This is a genomic window from Candidatus Hydrogenedentota bacterium (assembly GCA_035450225.1).
Taxonomy (GTDB): domain Bacteria; phylum Hydrogenedentota; class Hydrogenedentia; order Hydrogenedentales; family SLHB01; genus DSVR01.
Genome location: DAOTMJ010000008.1, coordinates 1 through 20,533, shown reverse-complemented (window position 1 = coordinate 20,533; position 20,533 = coordinate 1). Strand labels below are relative to the sequence as shown.

The window sequence follows — 20,533 nt, the reverse complement described above, 5'->3', positions numbered from 1 at the left end:
CCCAAAAAACGGCTGACACGTTGCATCCACAGCCTACCACGGCTTTTATTGCCAGGCAAGATTCCCGTTCATGAAATCCCACGGCCGGGCGCGGGATTCATCACAGCCTTGAGGAATCGCTGCTGCGGCGGAGACGAGGCGTCGGCAATGCGATGGATGAGAATCTCCGCGCTCGCCCGGCCCATTTCATACGCCTGCTGCGAGGCGGTAATCAGGGGCACGTCCAGCGCGGCGGCCAGCTCGTTGTCGTCCAACGTGGCGACTTCCACGTCGTCCGGCACGCTGAATTCCAGCGCGTTCAGTTCGTCGAGCAGCGTGGCCGCAATACCGTCGTTATTGCACAAAAACGCGGTCGGATGCCGCCGGTGCGCCATGATCCGGTGAACGACCGCCGAATTGGATTCGTCTTCCATGTCGAAGACGCCCAGCAACTCCTCGGAAAACCGTATCCCGGCCTCGCGCAAGGCGCGTTGATGCCCGGCCAGGCGGTCCTCCGCGGACGTGTTGTCCAGCGCGGACGTCACCAGTCCGATGTCTTTGTGGCCGCGTTCGAGCAGGGCCCGCGTCAGCCGATAAGCCGCATCCTCGTTGTCCGTCACCACAAAATCGCTTTCAAGCCCCCGGACATAGCGGTCAATCAGCACAAAGGGAAACCCGGACCGCTGAAATTTCCGCAGCAGATCGAGCACGCGATCCGACGCATGCTGCAGCCAAAACGCCATCCCCTGGATGCCGCTGTTGCGCATGTCCGCCAGAAACTGAAACTCGGATTCGCCGCTGAACCGGATGAAATACACCATGGCAAGATACGATTCCTCGGCGGCTCGTTCCACGAACCCCCGGATGACCGTCCGTGTATAATGAAATTCGAGTTCCGGGCACGCAATGGCCACGGCACGCCAGCCGTTTACATTGAACAGTTTTTGCCACTGCGTCTTGGGGGTGACGAACGATCCGCGGCCCGGTGTACGAACAAGATACCCTTCGAGTTCCAGATCCCGCAAGGCCTGCCGGGTCGGATTGCGGCTGACGCCGTACTGGCGCGCCAGTTCAAATTCGGAGGGCACCCGTGCCCCTTCCGGCAGCTCGCCGCTTTCGATCTGGTTTTTCAACTCGCGCTTGATAAACGCATAAATGGGCATATCCGGACGTTCATTCATGACCCTATGATATCGCAACCGCCAGCCTTGAAAAAACCGGAGGGCATCGGGCGGATCCTGTTTCATCTCTATCCAAATTGCGGCTGGCAGAAAGCCATTTTGAGTAAATAGACAACGGGTTTTCAGGATGGCGTTCTTGGAAAACCTCTTTTTCGCGATGAAGAAGGAGTTTCTCCGATCAATCTTGTTTTGGACAGCACTGACATGCGGATTCGAGTTTGGAATTGCCTGACCCGAACATCCATGCCCTGTTTTTCATCTGCGTGTATCTGCGTCATCTGCGGATCGTGTGGTCCTCCGCAGATACACGCAGATCTCGAAAAAAAGAACGGGATAACGAGGTAAAACGTGACTCCTTGCGGTATTGTGGTTTTTTTACAATTCTTTTGGACAGCACCGACATGCGGATTCGAGTGTGGAATCGCCTGACCCGAACATCCATGCCCTGTTTTTCATCTGCGTGTATCTGCGTCATCTGCGGATCGTGTGGTCCTCCGCAGATACACGCAGATCTCGAAAAAAAGAACGGGATAACGAGGTAAAACGTGACTCCTTGCGGTATTGTGGTTTTTTTACAATTCTTTTGGACAGCACCGACATGCGGATTCGAGTGTGGAATCGCCTGACCCGAACATCCATGCCCTGTTTTTCATCTGCGTGTATCTGCGTCATCTGCGGATCGTGTGGTCTTCCGCATAAACGCCGCTTCAGCGCCATAAAAACGATTCGATCGGATTTGCGATTAAGAGTACGATGGCGGGCAGCAACGGCAAAGCACAAGGAGTTCTGACATGATGACCAGCTCCATCCTGATCGTTCTGTTGGCCGCCGATGCCGGCCTTCGCCTGATTCCCTATCCGAAGGAGGCACAAATCGCCGAAGGCGTTTTCGAGATGGATCGTCCCCTGGAAATTACCGCCCCTTCGGACAATCTCTGGCTGCTCGGAACGCAGTTGCGGGAAGAATGCCGCACGGCGGGGTGGCCGCGTCCGCGCCTGGCCGCCGCGCAGGACAAGGCCGGCGCGCTACGCATTGCGCCGCCGGGCGCGCAGGCAGGTCCAGAACCCGCCTTGCGCGAACACGCCGTGCCGGACGAGTACACGATCGAAATCGCCAAAGACGCGATCGTCGTCCTGGGCAAGGAGCCGGCCGGCTTATTCCACGGCGTGCAGACCCTGCGCCAATTGATCCGCGCGAACCGCACCGGAAACGGTCTGCCATGCGTCTCAATCCGCGACTGGCCTTGCGCGCTGCAATGGCGCGCGTTTCAGGACGATCTCACGCGCGGACCGAGCTCCACCTATGAGCAACTCGCGCGGGAAATCGCGCTCGGCGCGTTCTTTAAATACAACATGTTCACGTACTACATGGAAGACCAGTTCCAATTCCGCAAGCATCCCGAAATCGGCCCCGTGGACGGATCCCTGACGCCGGAGGAAATGAAGGCGCTCGTCGCGCATGCCGCCGCGCACCATATCGAAATGCTCGGCAACCAGCAATCCTTCGCGCACTTCTACAATATTCTTGCGCACGAGGAATTTGCGCCGCTCGCTGAAACGCCGCACATCCTATGCCCCGTCAAGGAGGAAAGTTACGCCCTGCTCGACGACATGTACAGCGAAGTCGCGCCGCTGCTGCCGTGTCCGTTTTTCAACGTGTGCTGCGACGAGACCGACGGGCTCGGCACGGGACCGTCCAAACCGCTCGCGGACCAAATCGGCGTGGGCGGCGTGTACGTGCGCCACATCAACCGCATCCACGACATCCTCAAGGAAAAATACGGCAAGCGGATGATGATGTGGGGCGACATCATCATCCGGCATCCCGAACAATTGCCCGATATTCCCAAAGACACGATCATGCTGGCATGGTGCTACGAGGCGCTGGACCATTTCGACCATTGGTTCGATCCGTTCGCGAAGGCCGGGTTTGACTTCTTCATCTGTCCCGGCGTGAACAACTGGGGGCGCATCGTCCCGGATTTCCGAAAGGCGGTACTCAACATTGAGCGCTTCGTGCGCGACGGCGTCAAGAACGGCGCCATGGGCGCGATCATGACCGCGTGGGACGATGGCGCGCGGACCTTCAACGCGCCGAACTGGCACGGGTTCGCGTGGGGCGCCGAATGCGCATGGAACGCCTCCGTGACATCCATCGAAACGTTCAACCGGCGCGTCGGTGCGGTCCTGTTTGGAGAAAAAAGCGATCGTTTTGGGCAAGCAATCGAAGTCTTGCAACGCGCCTACGACATCCCCCTCGTCCGCGACAAGATTGACGACGCCTTCTGGACCGACCTCCTCGGCGGCGAATGGAAGATTCCAAGCGCCGACGCCATGCGCGCCGAGGCCGCGCAATTGATGGCCCTAGTCGAGGAAGCCCGCGAACACCTGCTGGCGTGCCAGGCCGAAGCCACCGCCAACCGCGACATGCTCGATTACTTCCTCTTCGGCGTCGCCCGTCTCGAAACGCTCGCGCGCCGCGTGACCGGCTCCCTCGACGCCGTGGACCTTTATGAACAGGCAGGCGACTCCGCCGCCGAGGCCGCCAAGCCGCTGCTCGATCGAGCGGCGTCGTTGCTGGAAGACATAAGCAATCGCCACAAGGCGATCGAGTCGGATATGCGATCGCTATGGCTGCGTGAAAACCGGCCCTATGCTATCGAAACGTGGACATCGGTCTGCCGGCGCAAATTCGTCATAAAATACGCGCATCTGGCGGAATCGCTGTGCCGGCTCGGAACCCCGTTGCCCGCCCCGCGCGACGCCGGACTCTTCGTCGAATGCGCTACATCGCCGCCAATTCCCTAAGGCGATCCCACGTGAAAATACCGGAGGCATGCCCGTCGCTCCACGCGATGGACACCGCGTAGTGGCCAAGCGGCTGAATGGTTTCGGCCTTGATGTTGGGCGGGATGGTGGACGGATCGAGTATCGCCTCGCCGGTGTATTCGTTCACGCACCGCGCGCAGGTGCACGCCGCGCGGACTTTTGCGTTCGGCAGGACGCTTTCGGATCCGTCGGGCCAGCGGATGTGCAGATGGCCGGGAATGACGGTCACGGCGGGCTTGGGAAGGCCCGACGCCCGGCGCTTGCCCAGTTCGCGTGTCAGATGATCGCACAGTTCCAAAATCGGTTGTGGCACGGGCGCCTTGCAAACGGAATCCTCGGACGAAATACCCGGCGTGACGGGGATGCGCGCGAGCGTCGGCAGCCCGAAACGCCGTTGCAGCAGATCCGATCCCGATCCGAAGATGAAGTGTTCCTTGCCGCACCCGTCGCAGACAAAATGGCTCATGTTTTCGACGAGTCCGAGCACGGGTACGTCCACGTGTTCGAACATGACGATGCCCTTGGCCACGTCGGCGAGCGACAGGGCCTGCGGCGTGGTGACGATTACCGCGCCGTCAATCCTTGCGCGCTGGGTGATCGTCAATTGGACGTCGCCGGTGCCGGGCGGCATGTCTAAGACAAGGTAGTCGAGCCGGCCCCAGTCGGTCTGCGTCAGGATCTGTTCGATATAGCCGGCGACCATCGGTCCCCGCATGACCGCGGGCGAGTCGCCGATAAGATAGCCGAACGACATGGTGGCCAGCCCGTGCGCCTCGATCGGCACGATGCGCCCCCCCTGCATGTACACGTCCGGCTGATGCAGATTGAGCAACGTCGGCAACGACGGGCCGAACAGGTCCGCGTCCAGCAATCCGACCGCAAGACCCTGTTCACGCAAGGCCCGCGCGAGCAACACCGCAATCGTGCTCTTGCCGACGCCGCCCTTGCAGGCCGACACGGCGATGAGGGTGTTGACCGTTTCGAGCGAACTTGCCTGGGGCGTTTGCGGACGCTGCGCCTCGCGCGCGCTCATCTTCACCTTGACCGCGCGAACGCCCGGCAGCGCGCCGACCGCCTGCTCGCATTGCGTCTTGAACCGTTCCCGAACGGGACAGGCGGGCGTTGTCAATTCGACCGTGAACGAGACCTCGCCCTTTGCAATGTTCAAGTCCTTGATAAATCCCAACGAGACAATGTCGCGTCCAAGATCCGGATCCATGACGACGCGCAACGCGTCCAATACGGCTTCTTCCGTTACCATTCAAAAAACCTTTCTGCCTGTTTTACCGGGGGCTTACTTCCCTGTCTTTTTCCTGTTCATACACCAAAACGGCCTGCCACGGGCCGTGCAACACCCATATCCGGTCCTGATCGTCCACGGCGATGTCCGGCACGGGAGTCTCCAACTGGCAGGACGTGGCGGCGTCCGCTGGCGCCCCGAGCATGTCGGCTGTCGCCACGACGCCGAGCAATTTTGCATCGGGCGTGTAGACCTTGATCCGGTTGAGGCCCTTTTCCATGGTAACGACCGATCCATCGCTGCGATAGGCCGCATGAATCGGATTGCAGCATCCGCAGAAGCCTTCGGTGTTTATGCCGGGTCTGTACCACGAACTGATCAATTCCCCGTTCGGCCGGTAGTTTTCAAAACCGTGCTTACCGGGATTGACCGCCCACAGCGCGCCGGACGGATCGAGCAGGACGTCGAAATACGGACTGGGAATGACGAACCCGGCATCGGCGTCGCCGGGCTTGCGTTCGCCGATTTTGTTCAGCATTGCGCCGGCATGGTCGAACCGCCAGATTACGCGGTTGCCCGCGTCCGCCACATAAAGATTCTGCTCGTCCGCGGCCAGCGCGGTAATCCATGCCTGCCCGTCCAAAGCGGACCATGCGGCAACCGGCGCGCCTTTCGGATCGATCGCCTCGACATGGTCGCGCATGCCGAGGAAAATGCGCCCGTCCGGCGCTTCGGCCAGACAGTCGGGCGTTCCCTTCACGGCATAACGGACGGTTTCCTTGCCGTTGGCGTCCATCGCAACGACGGCGTCTTCGCCGGCCACGAACATGCGTCCGCCCCGGCCCCGCGCCAAGGCCGCCGGTTTCGTGACAATCACGGGAAAACGGGCCGTTTGCCTGAAATTGACTTTCGCCGGATCCACCGCCGCGAAGGGCGTCACGTCGAACTGGAGCGAAGGGCCGGGCTCGCGGCGTCTGTCTGAAACCGCCAACGCTATCACGACGCCCAGAATACCCACGGCGACAAGCGTCCACAGCCATGCCGGAACCAAGCGTCTATCGGTTTCCATCTTGGGATTCCTTCTTGTCCACGGCGATGCAGGCCATGTGCGTCGAGTCGCGCAGCAGCATGCGCCCGTGCGCCAGCGCAATCGGTCCCCAGGCGTCATGCCCGTCGAGGACCTTGGCCTGCGCAATCTGCTCGTAGCCCGCGCGACTCGCCCGAAGCAGGGTCAGCACGCCTTCATCGTCCAGCACATAGAACTTGCCGTCCGCCAGAATGAACGGACCCAGCCCGAACCGGTTCGTCTGGCCGCTCGACCAGACCCGCGTGCCGTCGGGATTGTAGCACACGAATTGCCCCCGCAATGCGCCGGCATCCTTGGGCATGATGCCGAACAGAAGCCCGTCGTGATAGATCGGTGTCTGTTGTTCGCAGGCAAGGCCGTCTTTCGGCCCGTGCTTGTATTCGATGCCGGCGGTAAACATCCCATTTTCCATCCTGACGCGGATCATCATGCCGCCCTCGCCGTAACCGGCCGCCAGAAAGATCCGGCCGTCGTCCAGCGCGACCGGCGACGGCGCGACGACCTTCGCGCTCCACGGCAACTCCCACAACAACGCGCCCGTTTCGCAATCCACGCCGCTGACGCCGCCGACGGCCGCGTACACGTACATGCGCTTTCCGGCGACGACTGCCGGCATCACGGACGAATGCGACATTTTCCACCCGTGCGGATTGGGCGTTTTCCATACCGGCGCCCCGGTTTCAAGGTCTACTGCCATGATCAACGCATCCGGTCCGCCCGGCGCCACAACAAGCCGGGAACCGTCAATCAAGGGACATTGCCCCGTATACCACAAGGGTTCCTCGGTTCCGTATTCGCGCTGAAGGTCCATTCCCCATTTGAAATCGCCCGTGATCGGATCGAGGCACACGACATGGCAGCGCGGACCGATGGTAACCAAGTGTTTTTCCGTGACGGCTGGCACGGTGCGCGACATGCCATGATTCTTCTTCACGACGACCGCATAGGATCGCCGCCAAATCTCGCGTCCGTCCGCAAGCGAGAAACACCGAATCGCGTCCGCCTTGGCCGACTCGTCGTAGTCCAGCACATACACCCGTCCTCCCCATACCGCCGCCCCGGCATATCCCTCGCCCAGTTCGACCTTCCAAAGGAGCGGTGGGCCGCCTTTTCCCCACGAATCGGCAAGCGGAACGCCGTCCTTGACGATGTTGTCGCGATCGGCGCCGCGAAACGACGGCCATGCGCCGGGAAGATCGCCAGGCACGCCCTCGAACGCCTGAAACGTACCGCGAAGATCCACGGGCGCGTCTTCGCCCCGCATGCCCGCCGGCGTGCCGTCCGTACCCGGCACACGAACGTCCGCCGGCGCCGCGGATTCCCGGCCGAACCACGCTGAAAGCGCAAGGACAGCGACAAGGCACGATACCGTTGCCGCTGCGCCTGCCGCCATGTTGCGTCGTGTAAACAATGCCTTCAATTTACTTGTTGCCGATCCGGTTTGTTAGCCATTGTCCCGCCGATTATAGGCATTTTACCGGACCTGATCGATCCTTGCTCATGCCGCCTCGTACTCGTGCGCGTGCTCGTAATCGTGCGCGTGCTCGTGCGTGAAGCAAGGAGTTATGAAAAACTTCCATCGCTTGCGGGACAATCCGGGAAAACGCTGTTACATCCTTTGCGGGAGAACCTGGCGGCCTCAAGATAATTCGTTTTCGGCATCGCGTACGACTCCCTTCCCACCGTTTGTTCCCTGTGGCGGCATCGCTTACAATGCGTCCCCTGTACCGGCAACATGGAAGGAGGACGAACGATGCATAAGCGTTTTCTTCTTGGCGTTCTGTTGGGTTGTTCTGCCACGGCGGCATGGGCCGTACCGGGCGTGCGCGGAGAGTTGATTTTTCCATTGCAGGACAAGCATTGCCACGGCAGCAGCATCGTCGAGTGTCCCAACAGCGATTTGTTGGCCTGCTGGTTCCACGGGTCGGGCGAACGGACCGCCGACGACGTCGCGGTGCTCGGCGCGCGGCTCAAAAAAGGCGCGACCGCGTGGAGTCCCGTGTTTCCCATGGCCGACACGCCGGATTTCCCGGATTGCAACCCGGTCCTGTATATAGACGGCCAGAAGCGGCTTTGGCTGTTCTGGATCTCGGTTCGCGCGGGGTTGTGGGAAAATTCGCTGCTGATGTTCCGCCGCGCGGAGGACTACATGGGCCGCGGAGCGCCCAAATGGTCGTGGCAGGACCTGATTCACCTCAAACCGGGGGAGGACTTCGGCGCCGCTCTGAAGGCGGGCTTCAAGGAACTGGAATTCGATGAATCCATGTGGGCGGGCTATGCGCCGACCTATCCCGACATGCTGGCCGAGGCCGCGAAGGACCCCTTGAAACGGCAACTGGGCTGGATGACGCGCATCCATCCGATCGCCCTGCCGACGGGCCGAATCCTGTTGCCGTTGTATTCAGACGGATTCAACGTGTCGCTCGTGGCGATTTCGGACGATTGCGGCGCGACGTGGCGATGCGGCAAGCCCATCGTCGGCCTGGGACCCATCCAGCCCTCCCTCGTGCGCAAGAAAGACGGAACCATTCTGGCCTACATGCGGGATTCCGGATCGCTGCCACAGCGCGTACTGTTGGCCGGTTCATCCGACGACGGCCAGACCTGGTCCGTGGCGCGCGACGTGGACATCCCGAATCCGGGATCGAGCCTCGAAGTCATTGCGCTGAAAGACGGACGCTGGGTCATGATTTTCAACGACACCGAGGACGGGCGCCACAGACTGGCTCTTGCCATGTCCGACGACGAAGGCCAAACGTGGAAATGGAAGCGCCACATCGAAAACGGAGAAAAGGGCAAGACGTCCTATGCCTATCCTTCGCTGATCCAATCACGGGACGGCCAACTGCACGCCACCTACACGTTCAACGAGGGCGGTAAGTCCATCAGGCACATTGCGCTCGATCCGGATTGGATTGCGGAAGCGAGCAACTGATCCCAGAGACGAGAGGGACTCCGGCCCTCTTTCGCCTTCCCGGCGAAGTCCGCCCCGTCCACTGTCGTTCCGGTTTCACGGCACCCGGCAGGGCTTGCCGCCCGCGGCCGCGGATTTCCATGCGGCCTCGGTGACTTCGATGGTGCGCAGTCCGCATTCGGGCGGCGTCTGCGGCGTGTCCTTGCCGAGAATCGAGTCCACGAAATTGGAATCGGGATTCTTGTCGTATTTCGGAAACTTGATCTTGACCCGCCGTCCGACGGCGTCCTGCTGAACCAGCGTTTCCTTGCCGTCCTGGCGCAGATAAAACGCACCCTTGCTGCCGACGATCGTGTGATCCTCGTACCAGCACGGGGCGTTGCCGATAACCGACATGCTGCCCAGCGCGCCGTTCTCGAATTTCATCGCGAGCGTCGAATTGATGTCCACTTCCGTGCCGAAATTGACCGAATAGGCGGCCACTTCCGTCACCTTCATGCCCGTGACCCACATGACGATGTCCACGAGATGGCTGCCGGAATCGTTGAGCTGGCCGCCGCACGATTCGGCGAGTTTCTGCCGCCACGTGCCCTTCACGGCGCGCAGCCACTCCTGGCTCTGAATGGCCTGGACGTATTGCACCTCGCCGATCGCCCCCTTCGCGATTTGATCGCGGATGTAGCGGAACGCCGGATCGAAATGGCGCTGGTACGAAATCATCAACACCTTCCCGGACGCCTTCGCCTGGGCGATGAGCGTCTTGGCGTGCTTGATCGTGCAGACCATGGGCTTTTCGCTAAGGACGTGCAACCCCGCCTTGAGCGCCGCCATGTTCTGCTCGAAATGGACGTAGTGGGGGCTTTGCACCACGACGCCGTCGAGTTGCTCGTTCTTGAGCATGTCGCGGTAATCCTTGTACACGGGCAATTTGTCCGAACCGGGACAACGCTCGTAGAACCGCTTCAACGACGCCGGACTGGGATCGTTGAGCGCGACGACCTCCGCCTTGCCCGTCGCGTGCATGCGATGCCAATGACCGTGTGAAATGCCGCCCGCCGCAATAAAACCAATACGCAGTTTCTTTGCCATGTTTGCCTTTCCTCCCATCCGTTCACCGGATTTGCCGCGACGCATGGTATCAAGGCCCGTGCGGGAAAGCAAAAAGACAGCGCCGCGTTGACAACCTTCCGCGCATCGCGTAGGCTGGCGCCGGCCAACAATGCAGGAGACGAATCCGCATGAATGCAGGCGAACGCATGCGCGCCACCTATGAATTCAAGCCCGTGGACCACCTGTTCCGCCGGGAATTCTACATCTGGGCGGAGACTATCGAACGATGGAAGGCCGAAGGCTTGCCGGACGATTTCGAGGAACGGAATCTGTTCAATTTCGATCCGCCGGGCATAGTAGACATCGGCTTGAACCTCGGCTGGTGCGAACCGCCTTTTCTGCCGGGATACGAGGATAAAGTAATTCGCGACGAGGGCGGCACCGAAATCATCCAGGATACCGCGGGGCGATGGCTCCGGGTGTTCAAGGGCCGCCGACACGGGTTCATGCCGGACTACATCAGGCATCCGGTGACATCCATGCGCGATTGGGAAAACGAAGTGGCGCCGCGGCTGAATCCGGACGACGCGGACCGCTATGCCGCGCTGAACGGACAATGTATTTATGCCGAAACGCAGCGGCAATCCGGCGGGCTGATGATCCGGCAGGGAATGGTCGGCGGCTACATGTATTTGCGCGCCCTCATGGGGCCGGAAGACTTGCTGGTCGCATTCTGCGAGCAGCCGGACCTCATCCACGCCATGATGCGGCAATGGGCCGCAATCATGAACGAAGGGCTCAAACGCATCCAGGCGCATGTCGAACTGGACGAATTGGCCATGGGCGAGGACATCTGCTATGTGAAGGGCCTTCTCATCTCGCCCGACATGGTCCGCGAATTCCTGCTGCCCTATTACCAAGACGTGGTGGGCAACGCCCGCCGGCGGCAACGGCGCAAACTCTACTTCAACGTGGATACGGATGGGTTCGCCGATAGGGCCGTGCCGCTGTACCTCGAAGCGGGCATGGACGTCATGGATCCGTGGGAGGTCGCCAGCGGATGCGACGTCGTCCGCGCGGGCAGACAGTGGCCCGAACTCGTGCTGACCGGCGGCATTGACAAGCGCGTCCTCGCCGCCGGAAAAGACGCCATCAACAAGCACCTCGAACACATTATCCCCCCCATGCTTGAACGCGGCGGTTACATACCCACCTGCGATCACGGAGTCCCCGTCGAGGTCAGCCTCGAAAATTACCTGTACTACCGCCGCCGCCTGTGTGAAATGGATCATTGGTGATTCGGAATACGGCCGCGGAACTGTCCCTCCCCCGTTTTTCACAAGGACGAAGTGGACGAAGTAGATCAAATGGATAAGATGAACCCGTGAAGGGTTTCTCTTTCCAGGAAAAGTCCACCTCGCCCACCTCGCCCACTTCGCCCACTTCGCCCACTGATTTAGGCGAAAGAGCCTTTTTCGGCCGCGATTCCAGATTTATTTTTCCATTCTTTTGTTTGCGCCGGGTTCCGACAGGATAAAGGGCCAGCCGCGAAACCGGGCCGAACGAGCCGCCTCGCGCAATTTCCGCAGAGACCGGCGGACCGCGCGATGGGCGCTGGACGCGTTTGTGCCGGTCCTTGCGCCCATTTCGGCAAACGTGATGCCCTCGAAAAAGTGCATTTCAAGGCACTGCCGTTCGCGGGCCGTGAGCCGCCGCCCCGCCTCCAGCCGGACCCATCGCAACAGACGGGCTTTTTGGCGGCCCCATTCCAATCCTTCCTCGATGGCTTGTTCATCTTCGTGCCACGGACTCGACTTCTCGCTGATTGATGCAAAGTAGCCGGGGTCGAGCGGTACGACGCGCGGCGCCCGCTTTTTCCTTGACGTTGACATTGGGATCATCCTCCATTCCGGGTTGTACGGCCTGTAAACTCGTTATGCCGTCATGGTGCCCCGGATGCCCCGAAAAATACTTTTGCCGGACTCGCAATTTGCTCGCATTTTTATCGTGTGGACCGGTCGCCGCCGCGCGACGGGATCGCGATGCGGGCGCGAGGAAGGAAAAGAAACGGAAGCGAAGGCGTGATTGTTGCTCGGTGCGCGGGTATCTTACCGGATTTCCGTCCGAAGGTATTCGATCGTCTTGGCGAGACCTTCGCGAAGGGGGACCGTCGGCTCCCAGCCGAGGATGCGTTTGGCTTTCGAGATATCGGGCCGGCGCTGTTTGGGATCGTCGGCATAGGGCAGGGGCACGGTAATGATCGTGCTTGCGCTTCCGGTGAGGTCAAGGATCAGTTCGGCGAGTTCCCGAACGGTGAATTCGCCCGGATTGCCGATATTGACGGGCGCGGTCTCCTCGGATCGGAGCAGGCGGACAAACCCCTCGATGAGATCGCCGACGTAGCAGAAACTGCGCGTTTGCGAACCGTCCCCGTAGAGCGTCAACGGCGCCCCGCGCAGCGCCTGGCACACGAGATTGGTGACCACGCGCCCGTCGTCGGGCCGCATGCGCGGACCGTAGGTGTTGAAGATGCGGACGATGCGCGTGTCGAGGTCATACTGGCGATGATAAGCCATCGTGACCGCCTCGGCGTAGCGTTTGGCCTCGTCGTACACGCTGCGCGGACCGTTGGGATTGACGTTGCCGAAATAGGTCTCGACCTGCGGGTGATGCTCCGGCGGCGGATCGCCGTAAACCTCGGACGTGCTCGCCAGGAAGAACCGCGCGCCCTTCTTGCGCGCGAGGTCGAGCATGACATGCGTGGCGTATGATCCGGCGCGCAGGCAATCGAACGGGATCCGCCTGAAATCGGCGGGACTCGCGGGCGAGGCCAGGTGCATGACGTAATCCACGCGGCCCTCGATGTCACACGAAACGCTTACGTCCTGCTCGACGAACGTGAAGTTCGGATGGCCGAACAGATGTTCGATGTTCTTTCGGCGGCCCGTGACGAAATTGTCGAACACCACCACCGCCAGTCCGTCGGCGATCATGCGATCGCACAGGTGCGATCCCAGAAAACCCGCTCCGCCGCTGATTACGACACGCTCCATAATGGCTCCGTTTCAATGCGTCACACGACGCCGAGTTTTTTCAACACCTTTTCGAGTTGCGCAAATTTGTCCGGCAGCATCGGCGTGAGCGGCAGGCGCAGGACGTTTTCGATCAGGCCCATGCGGGCGAGCGCCGCTTTTACCGGCATCGGATTCGTTTCGATGAAAAGCGCCTTGAACAACGGGAAAAGTTCATAATGAATTTCGCGTGCTTCCTCGAGGTCGCCCGCGCGGAACGCCGCGCACAGGCCGGCGACTTTCGCCGGAACCACGTTCGCCGCAACGGACACGACGCCCGACGCGCCGACCGCCATCATCGGCAGCGTGAGGCTGTCGTCGCCCGACAGGACGTTGATATCGCACAGGTCCAGGATCTGCGACACCTGATCGAGGCTGCCGGAGGCCTCCTTGATCGAGACAATGTTCGGGATTTTGGCTAGTTCGGCGACCGTTTGCGGGAGCAGGCTGATCCCCGTCCGGCTGGGCACGTTATACAACATGATGGGAATGTCGGCCGCCTTGGCCACGGCCGTGTAGTGCGCAATCTGGCCCGCCGGCGTCGGCTTGTTGTAATACGGCGTGATGTGCAACGCCGCGTCGGCGCCCGCCTCCTTTGCATAACGGGTCAGCGAAATCGCCTCGATCGTGCTGTTCGATCCCGTACCCGCGATCACCGGCACACGGCCCGACACACGCTCGACGGCGAAACGGATACACTCCTTCTGCTCGTCGTGCGAAAGCGTCGCCGCCTCGCCCGTGCAGCCGCACGGCACAATGCCGTCGGTCCCCTCGGACAATTGCCAGTCTATGAGACGCCCGTACGCCTCAAAATCAATTGCGCCATTCGCTTTGAACGGCGTCGCCAATGCCACGATGGAACCGCTGAACATGCTTCACAATCCCTTTCCCGATGTTACCCGATATCCGAACACGACTCGCGGGAATTATATATTGTCCGCCGCCTTTGTCCAAATTGCCGCGCCGCCACGGGTTGATCGCATCAAACAGCCTTCGCTGAGAGTTTGTGAATTTATTCGCGCCATCGAAAGCGTGACGCCGAATTCCGATTCGGCCGAGCCATCAATGTCCGTACCGAATCGGAATTCGGCGTTGCAGGCCGTTGTATCGAATTTGTTTACACGCTCTGAGTCGATCATTTTATCCCCTCCTTCCACTTTATACCCTTCATGCCCCCGCCCGTACCCCAAAAAACCTGTTTCATTGATTACTTTATCGCATACAATCTCCAGTGCCATTTTTGCTGTGATCCCCCAGCGGGTTGTGTACCTCCTGACAAAACGGCCCGATAACAAAAATAAGAATAATGCGATCCGGCTGGCGCGGAAAAGACTTGACAAGCGCCAAGGCGGTTGGTATACTTCGCACAATCCGAATGGAATTTGAGTTCGGATTTGTTGTAGCGGCGGAGTGTGAAGAGACAACAAAACCATTGCGGACAGTCCTGAATCGCGGAGACGGAAGGAGGGATGCAGCGGACAGGATTGAAACTCCGAAGACTGTTGCGCGATGATGCGTCAAATACCGAAAAATTGAAGTGTGGAATCAACGCGCCTGAAAGACGGCGCCATGCACGGCGCGGGATTGACCCGCCGGCATGTAACGAGGAGAAAAAGATACCATGAAGAAAAGCATGGCATTACTGTTGGTTGCGGTAACGGTTGCGCTGGCGGTGCCGGCGTTCGCCGAACTGCAGAATGTGGTTGTGGGCGGCGAGATTCGCATCCGCGGCAACTGGTACGATTTCGACAACGATGCAAACGCCCTCGCGCTTACCGAGCAACGCACGCGCCTGAGCGTCCGCGCGGACTTCACCGACAACGTCAGCGCGTTCATCGAACTCGATGAATACAGCATTTGGGGCGAAGAAACCCGTTCGGATTATTTGACGGGCCTTGATTCGCGTCCCCAAGGCGACGTGGCCGTTCACCAGGCCTACATCGAGGCGAAGGAAATGTGGGGCACGGCCCTGAAGGCCCGTATCGGCCGCCAGGAAATCAAACTGGGCGGCAGCATGCTGGTCGGCGCCAATGAGTCCGCGCCCTTCTTCACCGGCCTGTCCTTCGATGCGCTGCGCCTGACCTACGCGACGGATCAGTTCAGCGTGGATGCAATCATGGCGAAGGTTGCCGAAAACAGCCCGGTCCAAGAAGACTCCGATGTTGACCTGTACGGCGTGTATGGCAGCTATCTCGGCATCGAAAACGTCACGTTGGATGCCTACTGGCTGTTCATCCGTGACTCGGGCAGCGTCATTGACGGCGCGATCATCGATCCCGCAAGTGCGGGTTCGCTCGACACCCATACGTTCGGCCTCCGCGGAGCCGGCACGCTTGGCGCCTTCGATTTCGAAGCCGAAGCGGCTTACCAGCTGGTTGATTGGGAGGACATCATTGATTCGTCCGATGCGTGGGCGGTCAACGCCGTTCTGGGTTACACCTTCGACACGACCTATACGCCCCGGGTGTTCCTGTCCGGCGCGGCCTACTCCGGCGACGATGACAACGACAATCTGTCCTTCAACCGCCTGTACTCGGATATCCGGTACAGCAAGGTGCTGGACACGCTGCTGAACAACGCCATGACCAATTTCTGGACGGTCCAGGGCGGCGTCAGCGTCATGCCGGTCGAGAAAGTCAAGCTGGAACTGAGCGGCGGCTACTTCGCGCGCGTCGAAGACTACAACACCGACAACGATGAAATCGGCGCCGAAATCAACGTCTCCGGTCTGTACAAGTACTCCGAAGACCTTGCGATCAAGGCCGGTTACACCCACTTCTTCAACCTGGGCGACAACGATGTGGCCCCGTTGGAAACGTTTTCCAATAGCAATCTCGCCATCACGGACGACGTCAACTACTTCTACGCCGAGACCCAGATCAAGTTCTAAGGCTCTCGCGTAAAGCAACGCAGGTATCGGGAACCCCCGCGGACTTCCGCGGGGGTTCCTGTTTCGGTTCGCAACATTCGCGTATTCCTCTTATGTTTCCATTCGGAAGCTGTTGCGCGTCGCGCTCAATGACCCCATGGCCCATTTGATTTCCGGCGCGTCCGTTTGCTATGCTATTTGCCGTTCTGTTTTTTAGATGCGGTGCGCGGCGTGCGCACGGAGCCTCGACCGTTCAGAGGGCGGGGCGTTTTGTTTTGTTCATAAACACAGAGTGGCGCCATTCATGGCACTGATGAAAGTTGGACTGGTCGGCTGCGGCAACATCGGCGCCGACTTGTGCATAGCGTTGCAGAAGGGCACGATCCCGGCGGAAATCGTCGCGTTGACGGATATTGACGAAAACCGCGCGAAAGTGCTCCAGCGGACGTTCCAGTTGAACGCGGCCATTTGCGCGCTCGACGAAAACGTGTCGTCGTCGGACTTCGTCATCGAATGCGCGGTAGCCGGCGCGGTACGGGATGTCGTCGAGGCGTGCCTGCGCCATCGCAGGGACTGTCTGGTGATGAGCGTGGGCGGGCTGCTGCAATGTTCGGACCTTCGCGACCGCGCGCGGGAAGCCGGTATCCAGGTGCGGATTCCCTCCGGCGCTTTGTGCGGGCTGGACGGCATTCGCGCGGCGATGGAGGCGGGCCTGCACAGCGTGACGCTGACGACGCGGAAGCCGCCGAAGGGTTTGGCGGGCGCGCCGTATTTGGCGGAGCGCGGCATTTCGCTGGACAACCTCGCGGAGCCGCTCGTGATTTTCGAGGGAAACGCGCTGGATGCGTTCCAGTCCTTCCCGCAGAACGTGAACGTGGCGGCGGCGCTGAGTTTGACGGGCATCGGCCCAAAGGAAACGCGGGTGCGGATCATCGCGGACCCGCGGGCAACGGTCAACAGCCACGAGGTCGTGGCGGAAGGCGCCTTTGGGCGCCTGCAAACGGTAACGGAAAATCTGCCGTCGCCGCGCAACGCGAAGTCGAGTTATCTGGCCTCGCTGAGCGCGTGCGCGGAATTGCGCGCGGCGGCCATGGCGTTCGCGGCGCGCCGGAGTTGAATCGGGCAGCGAACCGACGACGGTTTGGGAGAAAAAGACATGTACGCAGTAGTGGCAACCGGCGGCAAACAGGAAAAAGTATTCGTGGACGACACGATCCGCGTCGAATTGATTGACGCGCCGGTCGGCGAGACGATCGAGTTGCGTCCCGTGCGGCTTTTGGTCAAGGACGACGGCATCGTGAGCGATCCGGCGGCCCTGGCGGACGCCAAGGTGGTCTGTCATGTGCTGAAGCAGGGCCGCGGCCGCAAAATCCGCGTCTACAAGCGCAAGCGGAAGAACAATTACCACCGGACGCAGGGCCATCGCCAGGCGTTTACGGAACTCAGGGTCGTCGAGATCGCCGGTTGACGTTTTTCCGGTTCGATCAAACCGCAACGGGAACATGACCCGGGCCGGGAGGCCCGGTGAGGCAGGAGACGAGTCATGGCGCACAAGAAATCGGGCGGCAGCGCGCGCAACGGCCGCGACAGCAACGCGCAGCGGCTGGGCATTAAAAAGTATGGCGGCCAGCAGGTCGTCGCGGGCAATATCCTGGTGCGGCAGCGCGGAACGAAATTCCATCCCGGCCGCAACGTGGGCATCGGCGGCGACGACACCCTGTTCGCGCTGGCGGACGGCGTCGTCCATTTCCGCCATCAGAGCAAGCAACGCCAGTGCATTGACGTGCTTCCCGCGGCCAAGGCCGAGTAGCGTTCCATTTTCGTTTCCCGATAAAAGGCAACGCCTCCCATGCTGGTGGATCGCGCAAGGATCAAAGTCGTCGCCGGCGCCGGGGGCAACGGCTGTTGCGCCTTCCGGCGGGAGAAATATGTGCCCCGAGGCGGCCCCAGCGGCGGCGATGGGGGCGACGGGGGCGGCGTCTATTTCGTCGCGGACGAACAACTCGCTTCCCTGCTCGACGTGAAATACCATTCCGTCTGGAAGGCGGGGCGCGGCGAGCACGGCCAGGGCAGCGACTGCCACGGCCGGACGGGTGAAGACGCCATAGTCCGCGTGCCGCCCGGAACCGTGGTTCGCGACTACAACACAGGGGAGATTGTGGCCGATCTTGTCGAACCCGGCCGGCGTTTTCTCGCGGCCCGCGGGGGACGCGGAGGCAAGGGCAACGCCCGGTTTGTCACGTCCACGGACCGCGCGCCGCGTTTTGCGGAACTCGGCGAACCCGGCGAGGAACGCGAATATCTCCTCGAACTGAAAGTCATCGCGGAAGTCGGCATCGTGGGGTTGCCGAACGCCGGCAAATCCACCTTCCTTGCCGCTTCGACCGCCGCCCGGCCCAAGATTGACAGTTATCCGTTCACGACGCTTTCGCCCAATCTGGGCGTCGCCATGCTCTCCGGCCATCGCACGCTGACCCTTGCCGACATCCCCGGCATCATCGAGGGCGCCGCGCAAGGCAAGGGACTCGGCCACGATTTCCTGCGCCACATCGAACGGACCCGGGTGCTCTTGTTTCTCATCGATCTCGGCGACGAGGACCCCCTACGAACACGCGGCATCCTCGAAAACGAACTCGCACAGCACAGTCCTGTCTTCGCGGAACGTCCGCGCGTTTATGCGTTGAACAAAGCCGATGTGCCGGAGAACCGCGCGCGGTTCGCCGGGCTGGCGCCCCTGTTTGGAAAACCGCACTGCATTTCCGCCGCCACGGGCGAAGGAATGGACGCGTTGCTCGAGGAACTGTGGGCCGCCGTGGATCGTCTTCGGCGGGAACCGGCGATCCAAGAGCAGGAACCCGGGGAAATGGAGTATACTTACGAACCGCCGTTTACGGTCGAACGGCTCAAGAACGGTTTTCGGATCGCTGGACGACGGCCGTTGCAGGCCGCGCAGATGACCAATTTCGACAACGAGGCCGCCGTGCGGCATTTTCACGACCGCCTGAAACGGATGGGCGTGTTTCGCGCCCTCAAACGGATGGGCGCCGAAGCCGGACAAACCATTGCGATAGGGGATGTCGAATTTGAATACCATCCCGACTGACATCAAAACGCTGGTCATCAAAATCGGCACGACGCTCTTGAGCGACAAGCGGCCCTTCGATGCGCGGCTTCTCGAGGGAATCGTCGCGGACGTGGCGCGCCTGAAACGCGATCGCGGCATGAACGTGCTGATTGTGTCGTCGGGCGCCATCGGCTGCGGAATGAACGCGCTCGGACTGTCCGAGCGTCCGAAACCGCTGCCGCTCAAGCAGGCCACCGCCGCCGTCGGACAGGCCGCGCTGATGCACATCTACGAAACACTGTTCCGCGCCGCGGGCGGCGGAATCAAGACCGCGCAGGTGCTGTTGTCCGCTTCGGATCTCGACAACCGGCAGACCTACCTCAACGTGCGCAACACCATTCACGCCCTGTTCGACATGGGAACGGTTGTGCCCATCGTCAACGAAAACGATTCGACCGCGACCGAAGAACTCAAATTCGGCGACAACGACACGCTTGCCGCGAAGATTGCGGCGAAGATAGACGCGGATCTCTTGATTATCCTCAGCGATGTGGACGGCCTGTTCGACAAGAATCCCGCGCGCTACAAGTCGGCGAAACTGATCGAGCGCGTGGAAGCCATCACGCCGGAAATCGAAGCCCTCGCGGGCGACACCGTCGTCGAGACCTCCGTCGGCGGCATGAAAACGAAACTCGCGGCGGCCAAAATCGCGTGCAGCGCGGGCTTGCCGGTCGTGCTGGCCAACGGACGCGCCCCGCATATCATCCCCGATGTGCTCGAAGGCCGCGCGCGCGCGACGTTGTTTTCTGCGTCGGCGGACGTGCTGCCGCACCGCAAGCGATGGATTGCCTTTGGCCGCAAGGCGCAAGGCGCGGTGTGCATTGACGACGGGGCGCGCGCGGCGTTGCTCGAACGGGGCAAAAGCCTTCTGGCGGCCGGTATCGTGGGCGTGCAGGGCCGTTTCGCGGCCGGGGCCGCCCTTAAGGTGCTCGATGCGGCGGGCCGCGAAATCGCGCGCGGGCTCACCAATTATTCCAGCGGGGAATTGGAGCAGATAAAGGGAAAGTCAAGCCAAAAGATCCGGGCCATTCTCGGACAGAAAGACTTCGACGAAGTGATCCACCGGAACAATTTGGTGGTGTTGCCGTAGTTCTCTTGGTGTAAACCCGGTAATGTATAATAAACGCCCAATGGCGGGCGCCGATACATCGGCGCTCTGGAGTTTGTACATTTTAGTCCGATGGACTTTA

At 60.8% G+C, this 20,533-nt stretch carries 18 protein-coding genes; 9 read left to right on the top strand and 9 right to left on the bottom strand.

The features are described 5' to 3' along the window. Nucleotides 1–68: 68 nt before the first annotated feature. A complete protein-coding gene (locus tag P5540_06725; GenBank protein ID HRT64507.1) occupies nucleotides 69–1,160 on the bottom strand; it encodes a GntR family transcriptional regulator in 1,092 nt (363 codons plus the stop codon). A gap of 791 nt (nucleotides 1,161–1,951) precedes the next feature. Between P5540_06725 and P5540_06720 the strand changes: the two genes are divergently transcribed. Then, on the top strand, nucleotides 1,952–3,967 hold the full coding sequence (locus tag P5540_06720) for a glycoside hydrolase family 20 zincin-like fold domain-containing protein (protein ID HRT64506.1): 2,016 nt from the start codon (nucleotides 1,952–1,954) through the stop codon (nucleotides 3,965–3,967). On the opposite strand, the gene P5540_06715 is transcribed toward P5540_06720, so the two are convergent. From P5540_06715 to P5540_06705, 3 genes are read right to left on the bottom strand one after another with little or no spacing between them, the layout of a single operon-like run. Further along, complete coding sequence (locus P5540_06715; protein HRT64505.1) at nucleotides 3,945–5,249, bottom strand: P-loop NTPase; 1,305 nt, start codon at nucleotides 5,247–5,249, stop codon at nucleotides 3,945–3,947. The two genes, P5540_06720 and P5540_06715, sit on opposite strands and share 23 nt — an antisense overlap. Before the next feature lie 22 nt (nucleotides 5,250–5,271). Continuing rightward, on the bottom strand, nucleotides 5,272–6,297 hold the full coding sequence (locus P5540_06710) for a hypothetical protein (protein HRT64504.1): 1,026 nt from the start codon (nucleotides 6,295–6,297) through the stop codon (nucleotides 5,272–5,274). Then, nucleotides 6,284–7,708, bottom strand: coding sequence for a PQQ-binding-like beta-propeller repeat protein (locus tag P5540_06705; GenBank protein HRT64503.1), 1,425 nt, complete (start codon nucleotides 7,706–7,708; stop codon nucleotides 6,284–6,286). Before P5540_06705 ends, P5540_06710 begins: the two co-directional genes overlap by 14 nt. A gap of 360 nt (nucleotides 7,709–8,068) precedes the next feature. On the opposite strand from P5540_06705, the gene P5540_06700 reads away from it, so the two are divergent. Next, nucleotides 8,069–9,250: a sialidase family protein gene (locus P5540_06700; GenBank protein HRT64502.1), complete on the top strand. Its 1,182-nt coding sequence runs from the start codon at nucleotides 8,069–8,071 to the stop codon at nucleotides 9,248–9,250. Between the two features lie 75 nt (nucleotides 9,251–9,325). Here P5540_06700 and P5540_06695 read toward each other — a convergent pair whose 3' ends face one another. Continuing rightward, nucleotides 9,326–10,318 carry a Gfo/Idh/MocA family oxidoreductase gene (locus P5540_06695; protein ID HRT64501.1) on the bottom strand — a complete coding sequence of 331 codons (993 nt, stop codon included), beginning with the start codon at nucleotides 10,316–10,318 and terminating at the stop codon, nucleotides 9,326–9,328. Nucleotides 10,319–10,467: 149 nt separating this feature from the next. Here P5540_06695 and P5540_06690 point away from each other — a divergent pair, with 149 nt between their 5' ends. Next, complete coding sequence (locus P5540_06690) at nucleotides 10,468–11,577, top strand: uroporphyrinogen decarboxylase family protein (GenBank protein ID HRT64500.1); 1,110 nt, start codon at nucleotides 10,468–10,470, stop codon at nucleotides 11,575–11,577. A 195-nt stretch (nucleotides 11,578–11,772) separates the two neighbouring features. Here the strand turns inward: P5540_06690 and P5540_06685 are convergent, their stop codons facing one another. The 4 genes from P5540_06685 to P5540_06670 all read right to left on the bottom strand — a co-directional run bounded on the left by P5540_06685 (nucleotide 11,773) and on the right by P5540_06670 (nucleotide 14,783). Beyond that, entirely contained in the window at nucleotides 11,773–12,171 is a 399-nt protein-coding gene (locus P5540_06685) for a sigma factor-like helix-turn-helix DNA-binding protein (protein ID HRT64499.1), read from the bottom strand. Nucleotides 12,172–12,387: 216 nt separating this feature from the next. Beyond that, complete coding sequence (locus tag P5540_06680) at nucleotides 12,388–13,332, bottom strand: SDR family oxidoreductase (protein HRT64498.1); 945 nt, start codon at nucleotides 13,330–13,332, stop codon at nucleotides 12,388–12,390. A gap of 20 nt (nucleotides 13,333–13,352) precedes the next feature. Then, the gene (gene dapA / locus P5540_06675; protein HRT64497.1) at nucleotides 13,353–14,222 is read right to left on the bottom strand and encodes a 4-hydroxy-tetrahydrodipicolinate synthase; all 870 of its coding nucleotides are present in this window, start codon (nucleotides 14,220–14,222) and stop codon (nucleotides 13,353–13,355) included. Between the two features lie 54 nt (nucleotides 14,223–14,276). Continuing rightward, nucleotides 14,277–14,783: a hypothetical protein gene (locus tag P5540_06670; GenBank protein HRT64496.1), complete on the bottom strand. Its 507-nt coding sequence runs from the start codon at nucleotides 14,781–14,783 to the stop codon at nucleotides 14,277–14,279. A 188-nt stretch (nucleotides 14,784–14,971) separates the two neighbouring features. Between P5540_06670 and P5540_06665 the strand changes: the two genes are divergently transcribed. The 6 genes from P5540_06665 to proB all read left to right on the top strand — a co-directional run bounded on the left by P5540_06665 (nucleotide 14,972) and on the right by proB (nucleotide 20,433). Then, nucleotides 14,972–16,240, top strand: a complete 1,269-nt coding sequence (locus P5540_06665) for an alginate export family protein (GenBank protein HRT64495.1) — start codon at nucleotides 14,972–14,974, stop codon at nucleotides 16,238–16,240. Nucleotides 16,241–16,523: 283 nt separating this feature from the next. Further along, complete coding sequence (locus P5540_06660; GenBank protein HRT64494.1) at nucleotides 16,524–17,336, top strand: aspartate dehydrogenase; 813 nt, start codon at nucleotides 16,524–16,526, stop codon at nucleotides 17,334–17,336. Nucleotides 17,337–17,375: 39 nt separating this feature from the next. Further along, nucleotides 17,376–17,687, top strand: coding sequence for a 50S ribosomal protein L21 (gene rplU, locus P5540_06655; GenBank protein HRT64493.1), 312 nt, complete (start codon nucleotides 17,376–17,378; stop codon nucleotides 17,685–17,687). Between the two features lie 75 nt (nucleotides 17,688–17,762). Further along, a complete protein-coding gene (gene rpmA / locus P5540_06650; protein HRT64492.1) occupies nucleotides 17,763–18,029 on the top strand; it encodes a 50S ribosomal protein L27 in 267 nt (88 codons plus the stop codon). Between the two features lie 39 nt (nucleotides 18,030–18,068). Beyond that, nucleotides 18,069–19,322, top strand: coding sequence for a GTPase ObgE (obgE, locus tag P5540_06645; GenBank protein ID HRT64491.1), 1,254 nt, complete (start codon nucleotides 18,069–18,071; stop codon nucleotides 19,320–19,322). After that, nucleotides 19,303–20,433 carry a glutamate 5-kinase gene (gene proB / locus P5540_06640; protein HRT64490.1) on the top strand — a complete coding sequence of 377 codons (1,131 nt, stop codon included), beginning with the start codon at nucleotides 19,303–19,305 and terminating at the stop codon, nucleotides 20,431–20,433. Before obgE ends, proB begins: the two co-directional genes overlap by 20 nt. Nucleotides 20,434–20,533 lie beyond the last annotated feature (100 nt).